The sequence below is a fragment of the Okeania sp. KiyG1 genome, assembly GCF_014132355.1.
In the GTDB taxonomy this organism is placed as follows: domain Bacteria; phylum Cyanobacteriota; class Cyanobacteriia; order Cyanobacteriales; family Microcoleaceae; genus Okeania.
On sequence record NZ_BLZO01000177.1, the window covers coordinates 1 to 18,313 of the forward strand.

The following is an 18,313-nucleotide window of genomic DNA, read 5'->3' on the forward strand; positions in this document are numbered from 1 at the left end:
CTCCTGTTTTAATCACATTCCCATCAGCATTACACCAACGTAATCAAGTACCACTAAGATTTTCGGCGTTGCTGAATTGAAGTATGAATGCGCGATTGTTTGGTTCTGGTAAAGCCCCCGCGCATCCCCCACGCATTGGGGGACTTTTAGAGTTTTATTCCCCCCACGCATTGGGGGGTTAGGGTAGCTCTGCATCATACCCAGAATCAGCAATGCCAGATTTTCAAATACACCATTCCAAAGAGTTAATCCTAAATTTACATCAGCAAACCAAGCATCATTTTTAGGAATATAAGAAGTACCTTGAAGTTGAAACACTTGGAGAAAAGTTTCACTTAGTTTTTGCAGAGGGTCATAGACAAAATAATAAGGAATTCGTAACTGTGCATAGTCTATTAATTTACTTCCTAATTCATTGCCGGGAGTGGGAGAAACAATTTCAATCACTATATCTGGAGATTTGCAAAATTCCCAGAATAAATAAGAACGAATATTACATTTCCACCATTTTTCGCCACCAGGAATATTTAAACTTAAAAACACATCAGGTACAATTCCTGAATCTCCGACATAAGAAAATAAACCCACATTAGCTGCCACGATAAAAGGAACATTTATTCCTGTTTCAGCACCACCATAAAAAACAGTTGTCAGCAGACGTTGTTGTTTCTCATGAATAAAACTATCCAAGGGAGTATCATCCTCCAGAATCATATTACTGGTGTCGTAAGCATTCAGCCGTCAGCCATCAGCTATCAGCTATTGCTTTTAGAGCTGATTTATGAACTGAGTTGAAACTCCTTTCTCGCATGGGTTTGCGGAAAATTATGCCTGGCGATCGATAGTGTCGAACCCTTACACTGTAAAGCATTTATCCTCTTAATATTTACTTTATAAATCAGCTCTTAGTTTAGGATCAAAGCAATATTTAACTGTCTTACTACAAAAGTTGCCTCCCTTGCCCTTAAAGTCAGTTGTTAATTTAAACACTGTCCTTAAGGAGAGAGTCTTGTTGCTGATAGCTGACAGCGAGCTAGCTGAATGCTTACCTGGTGTCTGGATATTCATGGGGCAGAAGTGTCATTTCAGTTATCAGTTATCAGTTATTAGTTATTAGTTATTAGTGTACCTTACTTATCTAACAAACTTTATATAGAAAATAGGAATTTGTGTTCAAAGCAATAGCTGATAGCTTACTGCTGTTTGCGCAGCATTCCGCAGGAAATACTTACAGTTATTCTAAATTCATAGAGCAAATTACTGGAATATGTTTAAATTATAATAGCAGTTAAATTCAGGAATTAACATACATGGCCACCAGACTAATTCAACTGGAAGATGGGATTTTCGTTGAAGCTGAAGTTCCAGATAATGAAGCAAAGCCGATTTCTACTAATACTGTTAAAGATGTTAAATCTAGTTTTGCACAAGTTAAACCTGTATTAGTTAGTATTAGTCGTCCTATTGCTGAAGCTTGGCAAGAAATTAATAAAGATATGGAAATTGAACAAGCTGAGGTGGAAGTAGGTTTTAATTTTGAGGGGGAAGGTAATATTTATATTACTAAAGGAAAAGCAGGTGCTAATTTAAAAGTGAAGTTAGTATTGAAACCAATTGCACCAAAACCATTTGATGTAATAACGGTAAACAGCAAAGGTGAAGAAATTAATCGTAGTTCCCATGAAGCAGTATTTTTTACTGAAGATTTGGGTAAAGGTATAACGTTGGAAATGGTTTCTATTCCTGGAGGTAGTTTTGTTATGGGTTCCCCAGAAAATCAAGTAGAAACAGATAATTCTGAAACTCCTCAACATGAAGTTACTTTGCAACCTTTTTATATGAGTAAATACCCTATTACTCAAGACCAATATCAAGCTATTATGGGTGAAAACCCCTCTCACTTTAAAGGAGGAAAGCGCCCTGTAGAAACTGTAACATGGCACAACGCTATAAAATTTTGTCAAAAGTTATCCAAAAAAATGGGGAAAACTTACAAACTACCTAGTGAGAGTCAATGGGAATATGCTTGTCGCGCTGGTACAACCACACCGTTTTATTTTGGGGAAACTATAACGACTGATTTAGTTAACTATAATGGCAACTATACCTATGGCGATGCTCCTAAAGGTGAATATCGAGGAGAGACAACTGATGTGGGAAGTTTTCCTCCTAATGCTTTTGGTTTATATGATATGCACGGGAATGTGTGGGAGTGGTGTCAGGATATTAGACACGATACTTATGAAGGTGCGCCTAATGATGGTAGTGCTTGGGAGACTGGAGGAGATAGTAAGATACGAATGCTTCGTGGTGGGTATTGGGAGGATGAACCTTGGAATTGTCGGAGTGCTTTCCGTCTCTGGGGGGATGCCGACTTCTGCAATAATAACAGAGGTTTCCGTGTGGTTTATTTGCCTAGTTTATAGAAGCATTAAAGGAGTCAGGAGTCAGGAGTCAGGAGTCAGGAGTTAGGAGTTAGGAGTCATATCAAATCCGGTGGGGTTGCACATAGAATCCGGTTATATAATATCTGTTTATAATTTCTTAAATTACTTCAATATTAGACATCTCCTCCATGCATAGTAGGGACGTTCCATGGAACGTCCCTACAGGGAAATAATTGATAATTTCTGTAGGATAATACGATCATAGATTTTTTATTATTGAAGATGTCTATTTAGGGCTTGCTGAATAAATCTCAAAGCATTTACAGGTAAAGGTTTTAGACTTTTTAGGTCTAGAAATTGTACCTGGTTTTCAGCCCTTCATGCTCATGCATGGAGCGTATTTTGGGCGAGAGTTGGGCAAAAAAATACTCCCCTACTCCCCTACTCCCCTACTCCCCTACTCCCCTACTCCCCTACTCCTTAAAAAAGACTTTTGAGGACAAACCCTATTTAGGGCTTGCTGAATAAAGCTAAAAGTCAGAATAGCCAATGCTTAGAAGCTTTTTATATTCAGTTTATCTCCAAGTTTATGGCTCTTATTGGCATCAATTTACTGAAATTTTCTGCTGAAATTCAAGAAAATTTCTTCACATAAAATCGCCTAAACCGTTGCCTGTTCCCTCTAATATCATGTCCGGTTAAACAGTGATAAATAACTACGGAGTCCTCAGGAGTCAACCCACCCCTAACCCCGACCAACCCACCCCTAACCCCTCCGGTGGAGGGGAGGGGAAGTCAGGAGTCAGGAGGAAAGAGGGAAGAAAGAAGAACAACAGGAGAAGAAGGAAAAAGTTTTTTTATAACTAATTATCCGGACATAATATAATCTCCGCGTCTAGTGCGTCTGGTGTGTCCCCGTGTCCTACCCCCACCAATCAATTTTTTCAGCAGACCCTATTTAATCTCCCCTACTCCCCTACTCCCCACTCCCCTACTCCCCCACTCCCCCACTCCCTACTCCCTACTCCCTACTCCCTCTTTTAAAGAAGAATTTGATGTTTCAACCACCCATACCAATCATTTAAACCTTCCCCACTTGTGGCAGAAACCTGGAAAATCTTAATATTAGGATTTACCTGTTTTGCATATTCAATACAACGATTAACGTCAAATTGTACATAAGGCAATAAATCAATTTTAGTCAGAATCATTACCTGACTTTCTCGAAACATATAGGGATATTTTATTGGTTTATCTTCCCCTTCAGTAACTGATAGAATTGCGACTTTAGAATTTTCACCCAAATCAAATAAAGCTGGGCAAACTAAGTTTCCCACATTTTCAATCATTAAAACTGAATTTAAAGGAGGGTTTAATTCTGTATAACCTTTCTCTACCATTCCCGCTTCCAAGTGACAGCCTTTGCCAGTATTAATTTGCACTACTTTACAACCAGTTTGGCGAATTTTTTCTGCATCATTAATAGTTTCTTGGTCGCCTTCTATGACGCTAAAATTCAATTCAGATTTTAAATCATTAATCGTCCGAGCTAATAAAGTAGTTTTGCCAGAACCAGGAGAACTAACTAAATTTAATGCCAGAATATTTCGACCTTTAAACCAACCTCGGTTTTGAGCAGCTATTAGGTCATTTTTCTGTAAAATTTTCTGTTCTAAACTAATAGTATTTCCGTGCATTTTGGCATGAAATTCTGCTGTTTCCTGATGATTATGTTCAGGAGTATGATTATCAGAATGAGTATGAGTAATAATAGTTCCATCTGGGAGAGTATGAGTATGGGAATGATGCTTATCTACTGTCATTTTTTCTCCTGTTTGAGAATTAGTAATAGTAATTTCATTATTACCGGAACAACCGCAAGTTACACACATGATTTTTCTTTCTCCATTTCTTTGATTTTTTGTTTTTGAGATTTGATTATAAGTAGGTCATTTCAGTTAGCCTCCTGTGGTCGGAGCTACGCTAGCCTCTTTCAGAGGAACTACGTTATCAGTTAGCCTCCTCCGGAGGAACTGCGTTAACAGTTATCAGTACTTCCGACTTAACTCGGAGGCTTGAAATACTGAGTTATACCAAATCCGGGTTAAAAAAAAGGTGTATATATATAGTTAACACCTTTTATTCTATGCGGATTTGATATTAAACATTTTTTTCATCCCCTTAAAAGGTGGAGGCTTTGGACTTCATTTTTTGGTAAGTGGGAAAATTTACAAGTACGTCATTGCGACTGTAACGAAGTGGAAGGAAGCAATCTCAAGGGTTGATACTGCACCAACATTTGGTTATATAGTGAAGTTTATTCGCGTCTACCTACTTAATTAAATTAAAAAAATTAATCTCTATTTTCAGTCAATTTTGCTAATCTTTGAATTTCCTCTAAAGACAAATCTAAATATTCAGCAATAATCTTTAAAGTTAAACCTAAACGAATCATCTTAGATACAGATTTTAAGTGGGCTTTTTCTTTGCCTTCAGCTTCGCCTTTAGCTTCACCTTTAGCTTCGTTATTTGTCAGTTATTTGAGCAAAATGTTCCATTAACATTCGGTGGATAAACATGTACCCACCACCTACTTTTTGGATCGACTATGAAGCTTCTGCCTCAATCCAACCTTTGACTATTTCAATGGGAATTCCAATTGGACCAAATAATACTTTCAATGCTTCGATTCCTCCTTCTTTGAAAGCGTTAACTAATCTAGCTTTCAATGTAGGATTTTGCTGAATTTCTTGTTGTAAAGCACTCTGTTTTTCAATTTTTGTTGCATTTGGAGAATTTTGTTCGAGTTGTTGTAAAAGCTGTTGAATTTCTGCTGCTGCATCTGCTAAGTTTTGCTTTTGTTCGGCAGGATAATTGTTAATTATTCCGCCTACATGGTTGGCATAAGTTGGTCCTCCTACTTGGTTACTTTGAGATTTATTAGTATTGACAAATCCTCCAGAAAAATTTCCACCGCTAAAGTCATTGTTAGTGGTATCAGCCATAACAGTGTCTCCTTTATTTTGATAATTTTCTATTTCTATATGATAACTAGGACGCCGTAGCAATATCTGTACGGTATTTTCTACAAATGTTTGTATTGTATTCTCTAAAGTAGAAATTCTATTATCTTGTTCCGCTAAAAGTTTCTTTTGTGCCTCAGCTAAAGCTTTTATTTCGTTATACATCTGGAAATATTCATCATGTAACGGAGAAAGGTCAGCCCCAAGAGCAGTAGCTAGACGCAGTAGAAGATTATCTCGTCCCCTTTTCTCCATCGCTACTATTTCTAACTCTGCTCCTGGATGATTTTCAGCTAACCGCTTAAGTGCAATAGCAATAGCGCGAGGGTCAACCTCCGGGTCGTGGTAAAGGTCGAGGGTATCAACTATGGGTTTAATAAAGTCGGCAAAGTCTCCATCCTTAAATTCTTTCTTCCGGTCATCTGGTTTGCGACGAGGTTCATCATCTTCTTTTGTGGGTAAGTGCATGAAGACATAACGACATCTCACGCCATCTAATTTTGTATGTCTAGTGATACCCCAATCTTCTATAGTAGCTCCGGTGAGTATTGCTCCTGTTAGGTTTGCTTCATCTAATTGGGTTTGTACTAATTTGGCTCTTGATAAGTCAGCATCCTGGAGGTTGGCTTTACTCAGATCGGCGCCTTTAAAACTAGCATTAGCTAAGTTTGCACCTTGTAAATTAACACCCCGTAAGTTTTGGTAGTCAAAGTTTTGGTTTTCCCCGTCTCCTTTAATTAGTAATTGCCGTACTCGCAGATTTTTAAGATAAGAGCCTTCAATACGGGATAACTCAATTTTTTTAACACCATGCAGGTAAACTCTTACAAGTTTAGCTTCATTAAAATTTGTATTTTTAAGTATTGCTTCCTCGAAATTTGTATCTTCTAGGTTAGCCTCCTCAAATTTAGTACCAAATAAACAAGCTATAAAAATGATTACAGACCGAGTTGCTGACCAGGTTTCATCTTCCTTTAAAGCTTTCCAGCCAGCATTTCCTCCCATTACAGACGCTATAATATTAACTGTTATACCTATCGTTCTAAAACCTACCCTGTCTATAAATTCAGATTTTGCTGCGACGACTCCTCCCAAGACAGCAAATGCTACAGCTATTAAGCCTGATAAATCACAAGAGATAGAGATTACTCCAGCCACTGCCAAAGTTAGCCCCACAGCATAAGCAGAAATAAAAGCAGCTACCAGAGTAGTTGCAACAGACACACCTATAAGTTGATTGCTGTTAACAAAAATGAAGTTGAGTAGTGTTGCAATTACAATCGTAGCTAAAGATGTAGCTGCAGCAACAGCTCCGTAGGTGGATAAAGTTACGGAAATAGCTCCATACAAAGACTGGAATACGTTGCGAGAATCAAACCTTAGACTTTTACGAATAGTAGCAACAAAGAAAATTGATAAAACAACCAGGATAACTAATCCAGGAACTAAAATTAAAATTTGAGTATTTTTAGGGATTAAAATACTTGTTGTATAGAGACAAGTTATAGTTGTAATAAATCCTAGTAGTGCGGAGAGAAACCATGTCACAACAAGCAATAAAGTTATCCAATAATTTTGCAATCCAGTTTTTTTAAGCCTACAAAATTTTGCACCTTTAAGATTAGCTTTAGTAAAATCTGCTCCTCTAATATCCGCTCCACTAAAATCTGCCTCCGAAAGGTTTTGTCCTCTGAGAGATTCACCCCTGAGTTTTACCCCTTGGAAGTTTCTTTCACCTTCTCTATATTGCCTCAGTAATTCACTAGCTTTCATTACATAATATTTGACAGTTATTTTTCCGAGCTTCCAAATATAATATTACTTACTTTTTCCCTTGATATTAAACACATAATTCTTCTACCTCCATTTCCTTAATTTTAAGTTCTTGACCTTGAATAATATCTATTTCCACACTGTTACAAACATGACAAACACCGAATGGTTGCTCTAGGGAAAATTCTGCTCCACATTGACGACATTTTCCTAAACCGGGAATTTTAATAATTTCTAATTTTGCACCTTCTAAAACAGTACCTTTACTACAAACGTCAAAACAAAATTCAATCGCATCAGACATAATGGCAGAAAGTTCGCCTATTTCTAAGGTGACTCGTTTGACTGATTTATCCTTAGCATTTTCAGCAACTATGGCAACAATATTTTGAGTAATTCCTAATTCGTGCATATTTACAAAATTTTTCCAGTTTTTCAGGTAATTTTTTAGCTAAAAGTTAGAAGATACGGAGAGAACTTTCAGCATCAAAAATTTAGTTTGAGACTATCTTATCTTGACCGATCAAAGAACTATTTTCTCTCTCCTAAAAAAATGTCAGTAGTAGGCGATCGCCCACCAGATTTTTTAACTACAAAACTTCATCAGGGTTAATACCTCTTTCCCTGAGAAGTTCTGCTAGTCGGTCTGCTCGTTGTTTTTCTTGTTCTGCTCGTTGTTTTTCCTGTTCTGCTCGTTGTTTTTCCTGTTCAGCACGTTGTTTCTCCTGTTCAGTTCGCTGTTTCTCCTGTTCAGCTCGTTCATCTCCAGTTAACAGAATATTCCCCGAATCATCACACCAGCGCAACCAATCATATTCTTTTCCTTCAAAAATACCATGCCAAATTGTTAAACCCAATCCCACTTGAGACAAATAGAAATTTCCTAGCTCTACATAACTATTACCTCGTAATTCATATACTCGTAAAATAGTTTCTCCAAGTTGTTTAAGTGGGTCAAAAACTACATAATAACCAACCGCTGCAAAAGCATAATCTTGTAATTTACTACCCAACTCATTACCGATTTTATTAGAGACAATTTCGATAGCTACTTCTGGAGGTTTGCCAAAATACCAAACAAAATAAGAACGATTCTGTTTTTGACTCCAATATTCTGGTACTTGGACTCGTAAACTGAGGAGAACGTCTGGTACGAGTGGTGGTATTTTATTGCCGTAAAAAAGCCCGACATTCGCAGTTGCTAAAAATGGTAATTCTGTTGAAAAAGAACTGTATAAAGTAGTAGTTAATAGTCGTTGTTGTTTCTCAGTAATTAAATTATCCACAGGAGTATCATCCTCAGTAATAACATCACTAATATCTGGTTCTACAAATTCAAAATCTTCTGGTTGATTTTTGAAACTTTTGGGGGATGATTCAATATTTGTTTGTGTTGGTAATGTAGACATAATTTTTTTCCTTATTTGTGATTAAATCAAAAGAGAAAATTCTAATCAATTAGATTCTTTTCTACTGCAAAAATTTTCAGGTTTTACAGACTACCACAAAGCATCAACTTCATCAGATGTATAAATCTCTTCAGTTGTTAATTCCACAAAATCTTGTAAACGACGATTTAAAAAAGTTCTAGCAACTTTAATTATTTCTGCTTCTGGATAATTAGAATGAACCCAAATATTAACTTAAAACGAATTTATTCCCCCTGACTGGAGCAAGAACTTAACTAGATGATACTTACCGGAAAATCCTGGACGTTCTTGATACTTATTAATTTCTATAATCTCAATTTTAGCATCAAAAAAGTTTTCATATTCTTTAAATATTCAGGTTGTGAACTTCAACCATTAATATAGACTTGATGTTAACAGAAAACTTGTCTTCTCTAAAAATGGCAAATTTTCCTAATTTCAAGCCTCCTTATTGCAGAGGTACTAATAGACATCTCCAATAATAAAAAATCGGCGTTGGTAAAGCGCGTGTATGATATTAATCTTAATTATTTAGGAGTCAGGAGTCAGGATGAAAGAAAAAAGAAGAAAGAGTAGTAGAGGGAGAAAGTTTTTTGTTTACGCTCTTATCCGGATAAGATATCATACCTTTTTTCACCAACGCCAAAAAATCAAATCAATTATCCCACATAAATTATCAATTCTTTCCCCCTACTCCCTTTTTCCCCTCCTGGGAGGGGTTCGGGGTGGGTCCCTACTCCCTACTCCCTCTTTTCTGAAGATGTCTAATAGTCGTTGAATTTTAGGAGGGGTTGCTCATCCCCTTTTCGTTCCGGAATAGTTTTTAACAAATTCTCGGAAGTTGGTCTCCTACTAACATATCCACAATACGCTCGGTGCCGAAGGTAGTTTGCAACAACAAAATTCCTGGAGGAGAAGCAATAACTTCCCCCACAATAGCAGCATCAATACCCGCAGGATGAGATTTCATTGCTGCCAAAACAGTTTCCGCTTTTTCTCCCGGAACCACCGTCACTAACTTACCCTCATTGGCAAAATATAAAGGGTCGAGACCGAGAATTTCACAGACTCCCTGCACCTCCTCCCGCACTGGTAGGGAAGATTCAAAAAGTCGTATCCCTACTTCCGAACTCATGGCAAATTCATTTAATACTGTTGCTACACCCCCACGGGTAGCATCTCGCATTGCCCTAACTTCCGGACAAACATCCAGAATAGTATCAACCAAACCATTCAAAGGTTGAGTATCGCTTTTAAGTTCCGTTTCTAAATCTAGATATCCACGGGCAACGGTAATAGCTGCTCCATGGTCGCCTACATAACCATTTACAATAACGGCATCCCCTGGTTGAAGATTTTGGGCAGAAATAGAAACACCAGAACGAATTACACCAACCCCCGCAGTATTGATAAATAATTTATCTGCAACACCTCGGTGAACAACTTTTGTGTCTCCAGTGACAATTTTAACTCCGGCGACATCTGCTGCAGTTTTCATACTTTTTGCTATTTGTCGGAGGGAGTCAACAGGGAAACCTTCTTCAATAATCATTCCGCAGGAGAGATATAAAGGTTTTGCTCCACTCATCGCTATATCGTTAACAGTCCCGTTGACTGCAAGTTCGCCAATATTGCCTCCAGGAAAAAAGATGGGGTCAATTACATAGGAGTCGGTGGTAAAAGCAAGTCTGTCTCCTTGAGCGGTGAGAGTTGCTAGGTCAAATGTTGCTTGGTCTTCGAGTTGGGAGAGGGTGGGGTTGTCGAAGTTGCGGACAAAAATATCTTCTATGAGGTCGCGCATTGCTTTACCACCGCTACCGTGGGCGAGGGTAACGTTGGTGTCGCGCACTTTTGTCGGGCGACGTCGCGCTTGTTCGATTTTTTTAAATAAAGGATTTTGGATGGGTGTCATTTCAGTTATCAGTTATCAGTTATCAGTTATCAGTTATCAGTTATCAGTTATCAGTTATTAGTTATTAGCTAAATTAAATTATGTAGACATAATTTTTTTTAATTACCTTTTCTTTTGCGAGTTTAATACCCTACCATTAACGATAGTGCTTAAAAATGTTTGGGGTTATAAGACATGAATGTGGCGTGTCGAAGACTATCGATAAGAATTTTCCCTTCTGCCTTCTGCCTTCTGCTTCCTGCCTTCTTCAATGAATTTCCAGGCGACATAATCTCACCTTTTCTATTATCTTGGCTCCCATTTTTTCGTAAAAATTAATGCCTTGAGAATTATTAATATTCACAGTCCAATCAATTCTACCGCAACCTGTTTCTTCAGCTATTTGATATAGACGAGTCATTAAAGCTTTACCAATTTTTTGACCTCGGTATTCTTCTTTTAAATACAAATCATCTAGCCAAATACCAGGTTTAGCTAAAAATGTAGAATAAATTCGATGATAACTAGCAAAACCTACAGTTTTACCCCCTACTTCTGCTAATAAAATAGAAGTAAGAGGAGTTGTACCGAATAAATCGTTATTTAGTTGTTCGGTTGTTGATTTGAGAGATTCGGGACAGCCGTCAAATTTTGCTTTTAGATAGAGTAATTCCATAATTATTTTTATGTCACTGGGAACTGCTTCTCTGATTATTATTTCTGTATGAAGCATAATTTTTAGATTGCTATTTATTTCTAAATAATTAGAATTATACCAAATTTAAAAAAGGATGTTACAAATACACTGGCTAGTAAATAATTAATAATTTACCGAAAAATTGTGGTTTAAAGCCTCCCCTTTTAAGGGGATAATAAAGAAAAATTTTCATTATTAGTCAATCCTCTTCTTTTCAAGGAGAGGTAATTATTAATTATTAATTATTCATTATTAATTGTTGAATGCGCCACCTACCACCTACCACCTAACACCTAGAAAGTTATTTGTAGCAAAAATTTATCAATTTGGTATTATATAGCAATTCCCAAAAAGCGTGAGGTACAAAATTTTAGGTTTGAGGGAACACCGGATCTAGGAACAGGAAACAGGGAATAAAAAGATAAAAAGATAACTTTACCTCACGTTCTTGGGAAACGCTATACCAGTCCCTATTACTATTAGGATATTCTCGCTTCTCTCAAATTTAGTTTTTGCTGCAAATTTAGGGAAAAATGGAAATTCGCCCCTACTAATTTTTGACTTTAGCTATAACTGCTTACGTAAGCATTCAGCAGTCAGCTATCAGCTATCAGCTATTAACTTATTATCTTAGAAGGAGAATTCAAAATGATGTTTATGCAGCATTCACTAGGAAAGAAAAAGGTAACAAGCTAACTTTACTATATTACATTACGCTCAAAAGCTGAATGCTGTTTGCGGAGCATGACAAACGGAAATGCTAATAGCTGTTTGCGCAGCATTCCGCAGGAAATGCTTACCTGCTTACTTAATGATAGCTACTGTCAATTTTTACCAGCAAAATCAACTATTATTTTCTACTTTTTCTGCATGACGACCGGGATGTTTATCAATATGAAGTTGACCGCCAACTGCCCAATTTTCTCGACTAAATTCGTCGATATGAACTGTTACCCATTCTGGTTTTGTTCCTAAAGTAGAAACAACAGTATCAGTCACAGCTTTTGCTAGTTTGCGTTTTAATTCAACCGAATGACCATCAGCAATTTGAATAGTTATAAATGGCATGGTTTTTTACTCCTATTTTACTAATACTAATATATATAGAACCATTATTGAATCTATTAGACATCTCCTCCAAAAGAGGGAGTAGGGACGTTGTATGCAACGTCCGTACAGGGAAATAATTGATAATTTATGTGCGGTAATTGATTTTATTTTTGATTATTGGAGATGTCTATTTGATATTATAAAATTAAATACTTTATCTTCTTCCTTCTTCCCTCTTCCTTCTTCCTTCTTCCTTCTTATCCTTATTTGATATTAAATACTCAATACCTTATCTTCTTCCCTCTTCCTTTTTCCTTCTTCCTTCTTAAACAACCTTCCATATTTATAATAAGCAGCACAAGCACCTTCAGAGGAAACCATACAAGTACCGATCGGATTTTCTGGAGTACAAGCAGTACCAAATACTTTACATTGCCAGGGTTTCAAAACACCTTTGAGAATTTCCCCACATTGACAAGCTTTAGCATCAGCAACTTTTTTATTCGGCACACAAAACTTAATTTCCGCATCAAAACAAGCATAAGCATCAGTAATTTTTAACCCAGACTCAGGAATATCTCCCAAACCTCGCCACTCAAACTTATCCCGAACTTCAAATATTTTGCCCATTGCTTCCAGCGCTACCTTATTACCACCTTCCTTAACCACGCGACTATATTGGTTTTCCACCTCACAACGACCTTCTAGCATTTGCTGTAACAACATCCAGATAGACTGCAAAATATCTAGAGGTTCAAATCCTGATACGACCAAAGGTTTCTGATATTTTTCAGAAATTACCCGATATGGTTGAGTACCAATAACCATACTCACATGACCAGGCCCGACAAAACCTTGTAATTCTAAATCTGGGTTACTCAGTAATGCTTCTAAAGCAGGTACAACCAAAACATGATTACTAAAAACGCTAAAGTTGTTGATGCCTTCCGCTTCTGCTTGCAAAATAGTTAATGCTGCACTGGGAGCAGTAGTTTCAAAACCTAAACCAAAGAAAACCACCTCTTTGTCTGGATTTTCCTTAGCTATTTTCAAACTATCCAGGGGCGAATAAACCATCCGAATATCTGCACCTTGAGCTTTTGCCTGCAACAAACTTTTTTGAGAACCAGGCACCCGCATCGCATCGCCGAAAGTAGTAAAAATAACGTTAGGTTTTTCCGCCAGAGCGATCGCATCATCTAATCTACCCCGTGGCATTACACAAACTGGACATCCAGGGCCATGTATTAGTTCAATATTATTAGGTAAAACCTCCTCAATGCCATATTTGAAAATAGAGTGAGTGTGACCGCCACAAACTTCCATTATTTTGAGTGGGCGATCGGTGGTGTATCCTAATTTTTGGCTGAGTTCATCAATTCCTTTAACTAAACCTTGTGCTTTGTGGGGGTCGCGAAATTCTTTAATGTATTTCATATATTTTCTCCTATTTGACATCCTCCCGAGGCTGCTCTCACGAGACAGCGCGGGATTCCTTAACATCACTGTTAGGGGCTTTCTGTTTCAATGCACCCGCCTTCCGAGATTTACTCTCAGATGGTCTTACAGTCGCTCCACAGACTGACACTGCGAGTCCCGCAGCCAAAATATTTACCGCAGCGTTTATGTCCCTGTCATGGTGACTACCACATTCTGGACAATCCCACTCTCTAATATTTAGAGGCAATTTTTCTACTATATGCCCGCAATTAGAACAACGCTTAGAACTAGGAAAATATCTATCAATCTTGATTAATTGACGACCATACCAATCAGCCTTGTACTCTAATTGCCTGACTAATTCGGACCAGTTGGCATCACTTATTGCTTTTGCTAACTTGTGATTCTTGACCATATTTTTCACAGCTAAATCCTCAATCACTATCGTTTGATTTTCTCTGATTAGTTGAGTGGTTAGCTTATGGGTGTAATCAAGCCTTGAATCTTTAATTTTTGCATGTATCCTGGCTAATTTCAGTCTGGCCTTTTGATAGTTATTAGATCCCTTGGTTTTTCTCGATAGAGACTTCCCTGCTAATCTCAGCTTTTTGTGTAATTTGTTTATATTCTTAGGGTTAGAAATTTTTTCTCCATTACTGGTAGTAACTAAACTGGTAATTCCGCGCGTCAATACCTATTTGCTTTTTGACTGGCTTGAGCAATAAATTTCTAGTGTCGTTGACTCTCAAGGATATAGACCATCTGCTACTGGGGTCAAGTTTGACTGTAATTGTAGTTGGTACACAACCAAGTGGTAGTTGCCTGCTCCATCTGATAGGTAGTGGTTCTGCACATTTAGCTAAATATACTTGACCATCTTTCCACTTAAATGCAGACTTTGTAAACTCTGCACTACCACCATTACGCTTTTTCTTGAAGTTAGGATATTTAGCCCGTCCACTAAAAAAGTTGGTAAAAGCAGTCTGTAGATGTCTTAAGCCTTGCTGCAATGGCACACTACTTACTTCAGTCAGAAAATCTAAATCTTCCTGCTTTTTCCATAAGGTAAGCATGGCTGAAGTTTGCTTGTAACTTACTCGCTCTTTGTTCTCATACCAGGCAGTAGTTCTAGCTGCTAAAGCTTTGTTGTAGATGAGGCGTACACATCCCAACGTTCTGCGCAACAGACTTTCCTGCTCTGGAGTTGGGTAAAATCTAAATTTATACGCTTTTTCCACCATCTACTGACTAATTTTCAACATTTACATTCTCACAGATTATTTGTAAACCCGCAATATTGATTGGTTTTTCCTCCGGAATGCTACGCAAACATCCCGGTGCTCCCCTACGGGAGAGCGCGGGTCTTCAACCAACGTTTTGATAAATAATAGACATCTCCTCCAAAAGAGAGAGTAGGGAACCCACCCCTAACCCCTCCTCCTCCCAGGAGGGGAATAATTGATAATTTCTGTACAATAGTTGATTTTATTTTTGATTATCAACAGATGTCTAATGGATATGCTGGGTTTCTTTCTTCAACCCAACCTACATAATAGTAGACCAAATATGTTGGGTTTCCTTCCTCAACCCAACCTACATCTAATATCATGTCCGGTTGAATAGTTATAAATAAATGACGGAGTCCTCAGGAGTCAGTAGGGAAGAAAGAAGGAATAAGCAAGAAAAAAGAGGAGGAAAAGGAGAAAGTTTTTTGATCACTAATTATCCGGACATAATATAACACCTACGTTTTAATTCATCACCGCAGCGACTTCCTGCAATAACTTCAAAGTTTCTGTTGCTTCTTCCTCATCTAAACGGTTCATGGCAAAACCAACATGAACTAACACCCAGTCACCAATACAAGACTCAACCGGATGTTCCTCATCAACTATACAGGCAATATTCACCTCTCGTTTCACCCCACTAATATTAACTGTTGCCAATTTATTGACAATATCCGTTATTTCAATAATTTGACCAGGAATTCCTAAACACATTTTTCTTAAATTAATCAACGTTTAATTAAAATTAAAACAAATTTTTTTATCCATTTTTGAGTTGCTAGAGAGTGCATCAATATAGTGTAGGCAATATTTTAACAGAACTTACGCAAATTCTTAGACGATACGCTATCGGTAGGGGGCGCCATTCGGAGCTTTGCGGAGCGCAAATGCCATTCGCCCCTACTAGATATGGCGCTTGGTGCGTAAGTCCTGTTTAATTTCACCTCCCCTACTCCCCTACTCCCCTACTCCCCTACTCCCTGGCCGCAGCAATAACAACTTGACCCAGAGATAAACCACCATCATTAGGTGGAACCTGACTATGAGTCAAAACTTCCAACCCCATTTTAAATAGACGATCGCTCACTCCAGAAAGCAACAACTTATTTTGAAATACCCCACCGCTCAAAGCCACTTGATTAAACTCACAACTCTGATGTAACTCAGCCACCATCTCAGAAATAGCGATCGCTAATCCTTGATGAAACCTCGCTGCCATCAGAGCCGGAGAAGCACTTTGTTTTATGTCTATCAGTAAGGATTGCCACATTGGCTGTGGCTCCAGATAAGTAAGAGGGAATTTACTATCTGTATCTAACTTGAGCATATTAAATTGATAACCTTCTATTTCTTTAGCATCATTTAATAAATACTCTGTTGCTAAAGCCTCCATATTTATCGCTGCTTGGCCTTCATAACTACAAAATTCTCGACAAATTCCCATCGCAGCAGCCACCGCATCAAATAACCGCCCACAAGAAGAAGCTAGGGGAGAATTAATCCCTTTTTCCATCATTTGATTCAAGGTGGCCAGAGGTTTTGTTTGGAAAAAATTAAATAATTCTAAATCTTCGTAATCCTTAAGAAAATCTAAACCAAAAGCAGTGACTAAATGGGCATAAGTATTGCGCCAAGGTTGATAAATAGCTTTTTCTCCCCCAATCATTGCCACAGGTTTAAAAGTTCCTAAACGTTCAAACCCGCGATAATCTGCCAATAAAAATTCTCCACCCCAAATACTTCCATCCTCTCCATAACCCAACCCATCCAAAGCAATTCCTAAAACTGGCTTACAATCAATATCTAAACCATTTTCTGCCATACAAGCTGCAATATGACTATGATGATGCTGCACTTCAATCAATTTTAAATTATTAGCTACAGCTAAATCTTTTCCCAGTTTTGTTGATAAATATTCCGGGTGTTTATCCACAACAATTGTATTTGGTTCAGCCTCCAATAAACCTAAAAAAAGATTCAAAGTTTTTTCATAAGCTGTAGCAGCCAAATTATTTTCTAAATCCCCAATATGTTGAGACAAAATAGCCTGCCCATTACGCAATAAACAAAAGGTATTTTTCAACTCACTTCCCATCGCTAAAATCGGAGAAATATTTGCAAATCCCGCAGGCAAATTAATAGGTGCTGGCGCATAACCACGGGCGCGACGTAACACTTGCGGAACTTCCTTAATAACTCGCACCACCGAATCATCAACTCGATTAAAAATAGGGCGATTATGTATTAAAAAATAATCAGCAATTTCTGATAGTTTCTCCCGCGCTTCTTCATTATCAATACACTGAGGTTCGTCAGAAAAATTGGCACTTGTTAATACTATGGGAACATCCAAACGACGCAACGCTAAATGATGCAATGGCGTATAGGGAAGCATAAAACCTAGAGTATTTTGTCCTGGTGCAACACTAGGTGCTAACTGTTGTACAATAGTTTTCTGCAACAACACAATAGGAGCAGCAACACTTTCTAATAATTTCTGTTCCGCATCAGTAATATGACAATATTCAGAAATAACTTCAATATCTCGCGCCATCAAAGCCAGAGGTTTATCCGGACGGCGTTTGCGATGACGTAACTTTTGCACCGCCTCCTCATTAGTGGCATCGCAGGCAATATGAAAACCCCCTAACCCTTTAATAGCAACTATCATACCCCGTTGGATAAGAGTACAGACCGCATCTACATCATCCAACATTGAAAACATATCGGCAGTTACAGGTTTACCATCCGCTCTTTCTAACCAAGCTTTCGGTCCGCAAACATGACAAGCGGTAGGTTGAGCGTGGAAGCGACGGTTAAGTGGTTCGGAATAGTTTTCCTGACATTCCGAGCAAAGGTGAAAATTTGCCATAGTAGTATTTTGGCGGTCGTAAGGTAATTTTTTGATAATGCTCAGACGAGGTCCGCAATGGGTACAGTTAGTAAATGGGTAGCGATACCAGCGACTCATGGGGTCGAATATTTCGCTTTTGCACATCGAGCAAGTGGCAGCATCGGGAGCTATTTGGGTACTAACTGTATTGGTGGTGCTGGGGGCAATGATAAAATCCGCGAAATTTTGGTTGGGGAGTTGGTGTCTAGTGATGGTTTCGATGTTTGCCAGGAGAGGACGTTCAGAATGAATTTTTTCAATAAATTCGTCAATGGTTGAGCGATCGCCCACAACTTTGATTAAGACACCTTGTCCATCGTTACTGACTTCACCGCGCAACCCCAATGTTTTAGCAATGCGATAGACAGTAGGGCGAAAACCGACACCTTGCACAGTGCCATAAACTCGAATTTCTTCTGTTATTTCAGACATTATGGATAAAT

12 protein-coding genes and 1 pseudogene are annotated in these 18,313 nt (G+C 38.1%); 1 reads left to right on the plus strand and 12 read right to left on the minus strand.

Annotation, left to right across the window (positions count from 1 at the left end):
• Positions 1 to 12: 12 nt before the first annotated feature.
• Positions 13 to 690 (minus strand): Uma2 family endonuclease, encoded by a 678-nt coding sequence (locus SAGCYANO_RS38690; protein ID WP_237397109.1) that lies wholly within the window; start codon positions 688 to 690, stop codon positions 13 to 15.
• A gap of 620 nt (positions 691 to 1,310) precedes the next feature.
• On the opposite strand from SAGCYANO_RS38690, the gene SAGCYANO_RS38695 reads away from it, so the two are divergent.
• Positions 1,311 to 2,426 (plus strand): CU044_2847 family protein, encoded by a 1,116-nt coding sequence (locus SAGCYANO_RS38695; protein ID WP_202224883.1) that lies wholly within the window; start codon positions 1,311 to 1,313, stop codon positions 2,424 to 2,426.
• A 1,001-nt stretch (positions 2,427 to 3,427) separates the two neighbouring features.
• On the opposite strand, the gene hypB is transcribed toward SAGCYANO_RS38695, so the two are convergent.
• The 11 genes and pseudogenes from hypB to hypF form a co-directional block, all read right to left on the minus strand.
• The gene (gene hypB / locus SAGCYANO_RS38700; RefSeq protein ID WP_202224884.1) at positions 3,428 to 4,279 is read right to left on the minus strand and encodes a hydrogenase nickel incorporation protein HypB; all 852 of its coding nucleotides are present in this window, start codon (positions 4,277 to 4,279) and stop codon (positions 3,428 to 3,430) included.
• Positions 4,280 to 4,993: 714 nt separating this feature from the next.
• Positions 4,994 to 7,183: a pentapeptide repeat-containing protein gene (locus SAGCYANO_RS38705; RefSeq protein WP_202224885.1), complete on the minus strand. Its 2,190-nt coding sequence runs from the start codon at positions 7,181 to 7,183 to the stop codon at positions 4,994 to 4,996.
• A 67-nt stretch (positions 7,184 to 7,250) separates the two neighbouring features.
• On the minus strand, positions 7,251 to 7,595 hold the full coding sequence (hypA, locus tag SAGCYANO_RS38710; RefSeq protein WP_202224886.1) for a hydrogenase maturation nickel metallochaperone HypA: 345 nt from the start codon (positions 7,593 to 7,595) through the stop codon (positions 7,251 to 7,253).
• A gap of 178 nt (positions 7,596 to 7,773) precedes the next feature.
• A complete protein-coding gene (locus SAGCYANO_RS38715) occupies positions 7,774 to 8,592 on the minus strand; it encodes a DUF874 family protein (RefSeq protein WP_202224887.1) in 819 nt (272 codons plus the stop codon).
• An 844-nt stretch (positions 8,593 to 9,436) separates the two neighbouring features.
• Positions 9,437 to 10,525 carry a hydrogenase expression/formation protein HypE gene (gene hypE / locus SAGCYANO_RS38720; protein WP_202224888.1) on the minus strand — a complete coding sequence of 363 codons (1,089 nt, stop codon included), beginning with the start codon at positions 10,523 to 10,525 and terminating at the stop codon, positions 9,437 to 9,439.
• Positions 10,526 to 10,772: 247 nt separating this feature from the next.
• A complete protein-coding gene (locus SAGCYANO_RS38725; RefSeq protein WP_202224889.1) occupies positions 10,773 to 11,237 on the minus strand; it encodes a GNAT family N-acetyltransferase in 465 nt (154 codons plus the stop codon).
• Positions 11,238 to 12,044: 807 nt separating this feature from the next.
• On the minus strand, positions 12,045 to 12,269 hold the full coding sequence (locus SAGCYANO_RS38730; protein WP_094678699.1) for a 4-oxalocrotonate tautomerase family protein: 225 nt from the start codon (positions 12,267 to 12,269) through the stop codon (positions 12,045 to 12,047).
• Between the two features lie 255 nt (positions 12,270 to 12,524).
• The gene (gene hypD / locus SAGCYANO_RS38735; protein ID WP_202224890.1) at positions 12,525 to 13,688 is read right to left on the minus strand and encodes a hydrogenase formation protein HypD; all 1,164 of its coding nucleotides are present in this window, start codon (positions 13,686 to 13,688) and stop codon (positions 12,525 to 12,527) included.
• Between the two features lie 37 nt (positions 13,689 to 13,725).
• Positions 13,726 to 14,932: pseudogene (locus tag SAGCYANO_RS38740) on the minus strand (RNA-guided endonuclease InsQ/TnpB family protein).
• Positions 14,933 to 15,442: 510 nt separating this feature from the next.
• Positions 15,443 to 15,691, minus strand: a complete 249-nt coding sequence (locus SAGCYANO_RS38745; protein WP_202224891.1) for a HypC/HybG/HupF family hydrogenase formation chaperone — start codon at positions 15,689 to 15,691, stop codon at positions 15,443 to 15,445.
• Positions 15,692 to 15,950: 259 nt separating this feature from the next.
• Positions 15,951 to 18,302 (minus strand): carbamoyltransferase HypF, encoded by a 2,352-nt coding sequence (hypF, locus tag SAGCYANO_RS38750; protein ID WP_202224892.1) that lies wholly within the window; start codon positions 18,300 to 18,302, stop codon positions 15,951 to 15,953.
• Positions 18,303 to 18,313 lie beyond the last annotated feature (11 nt).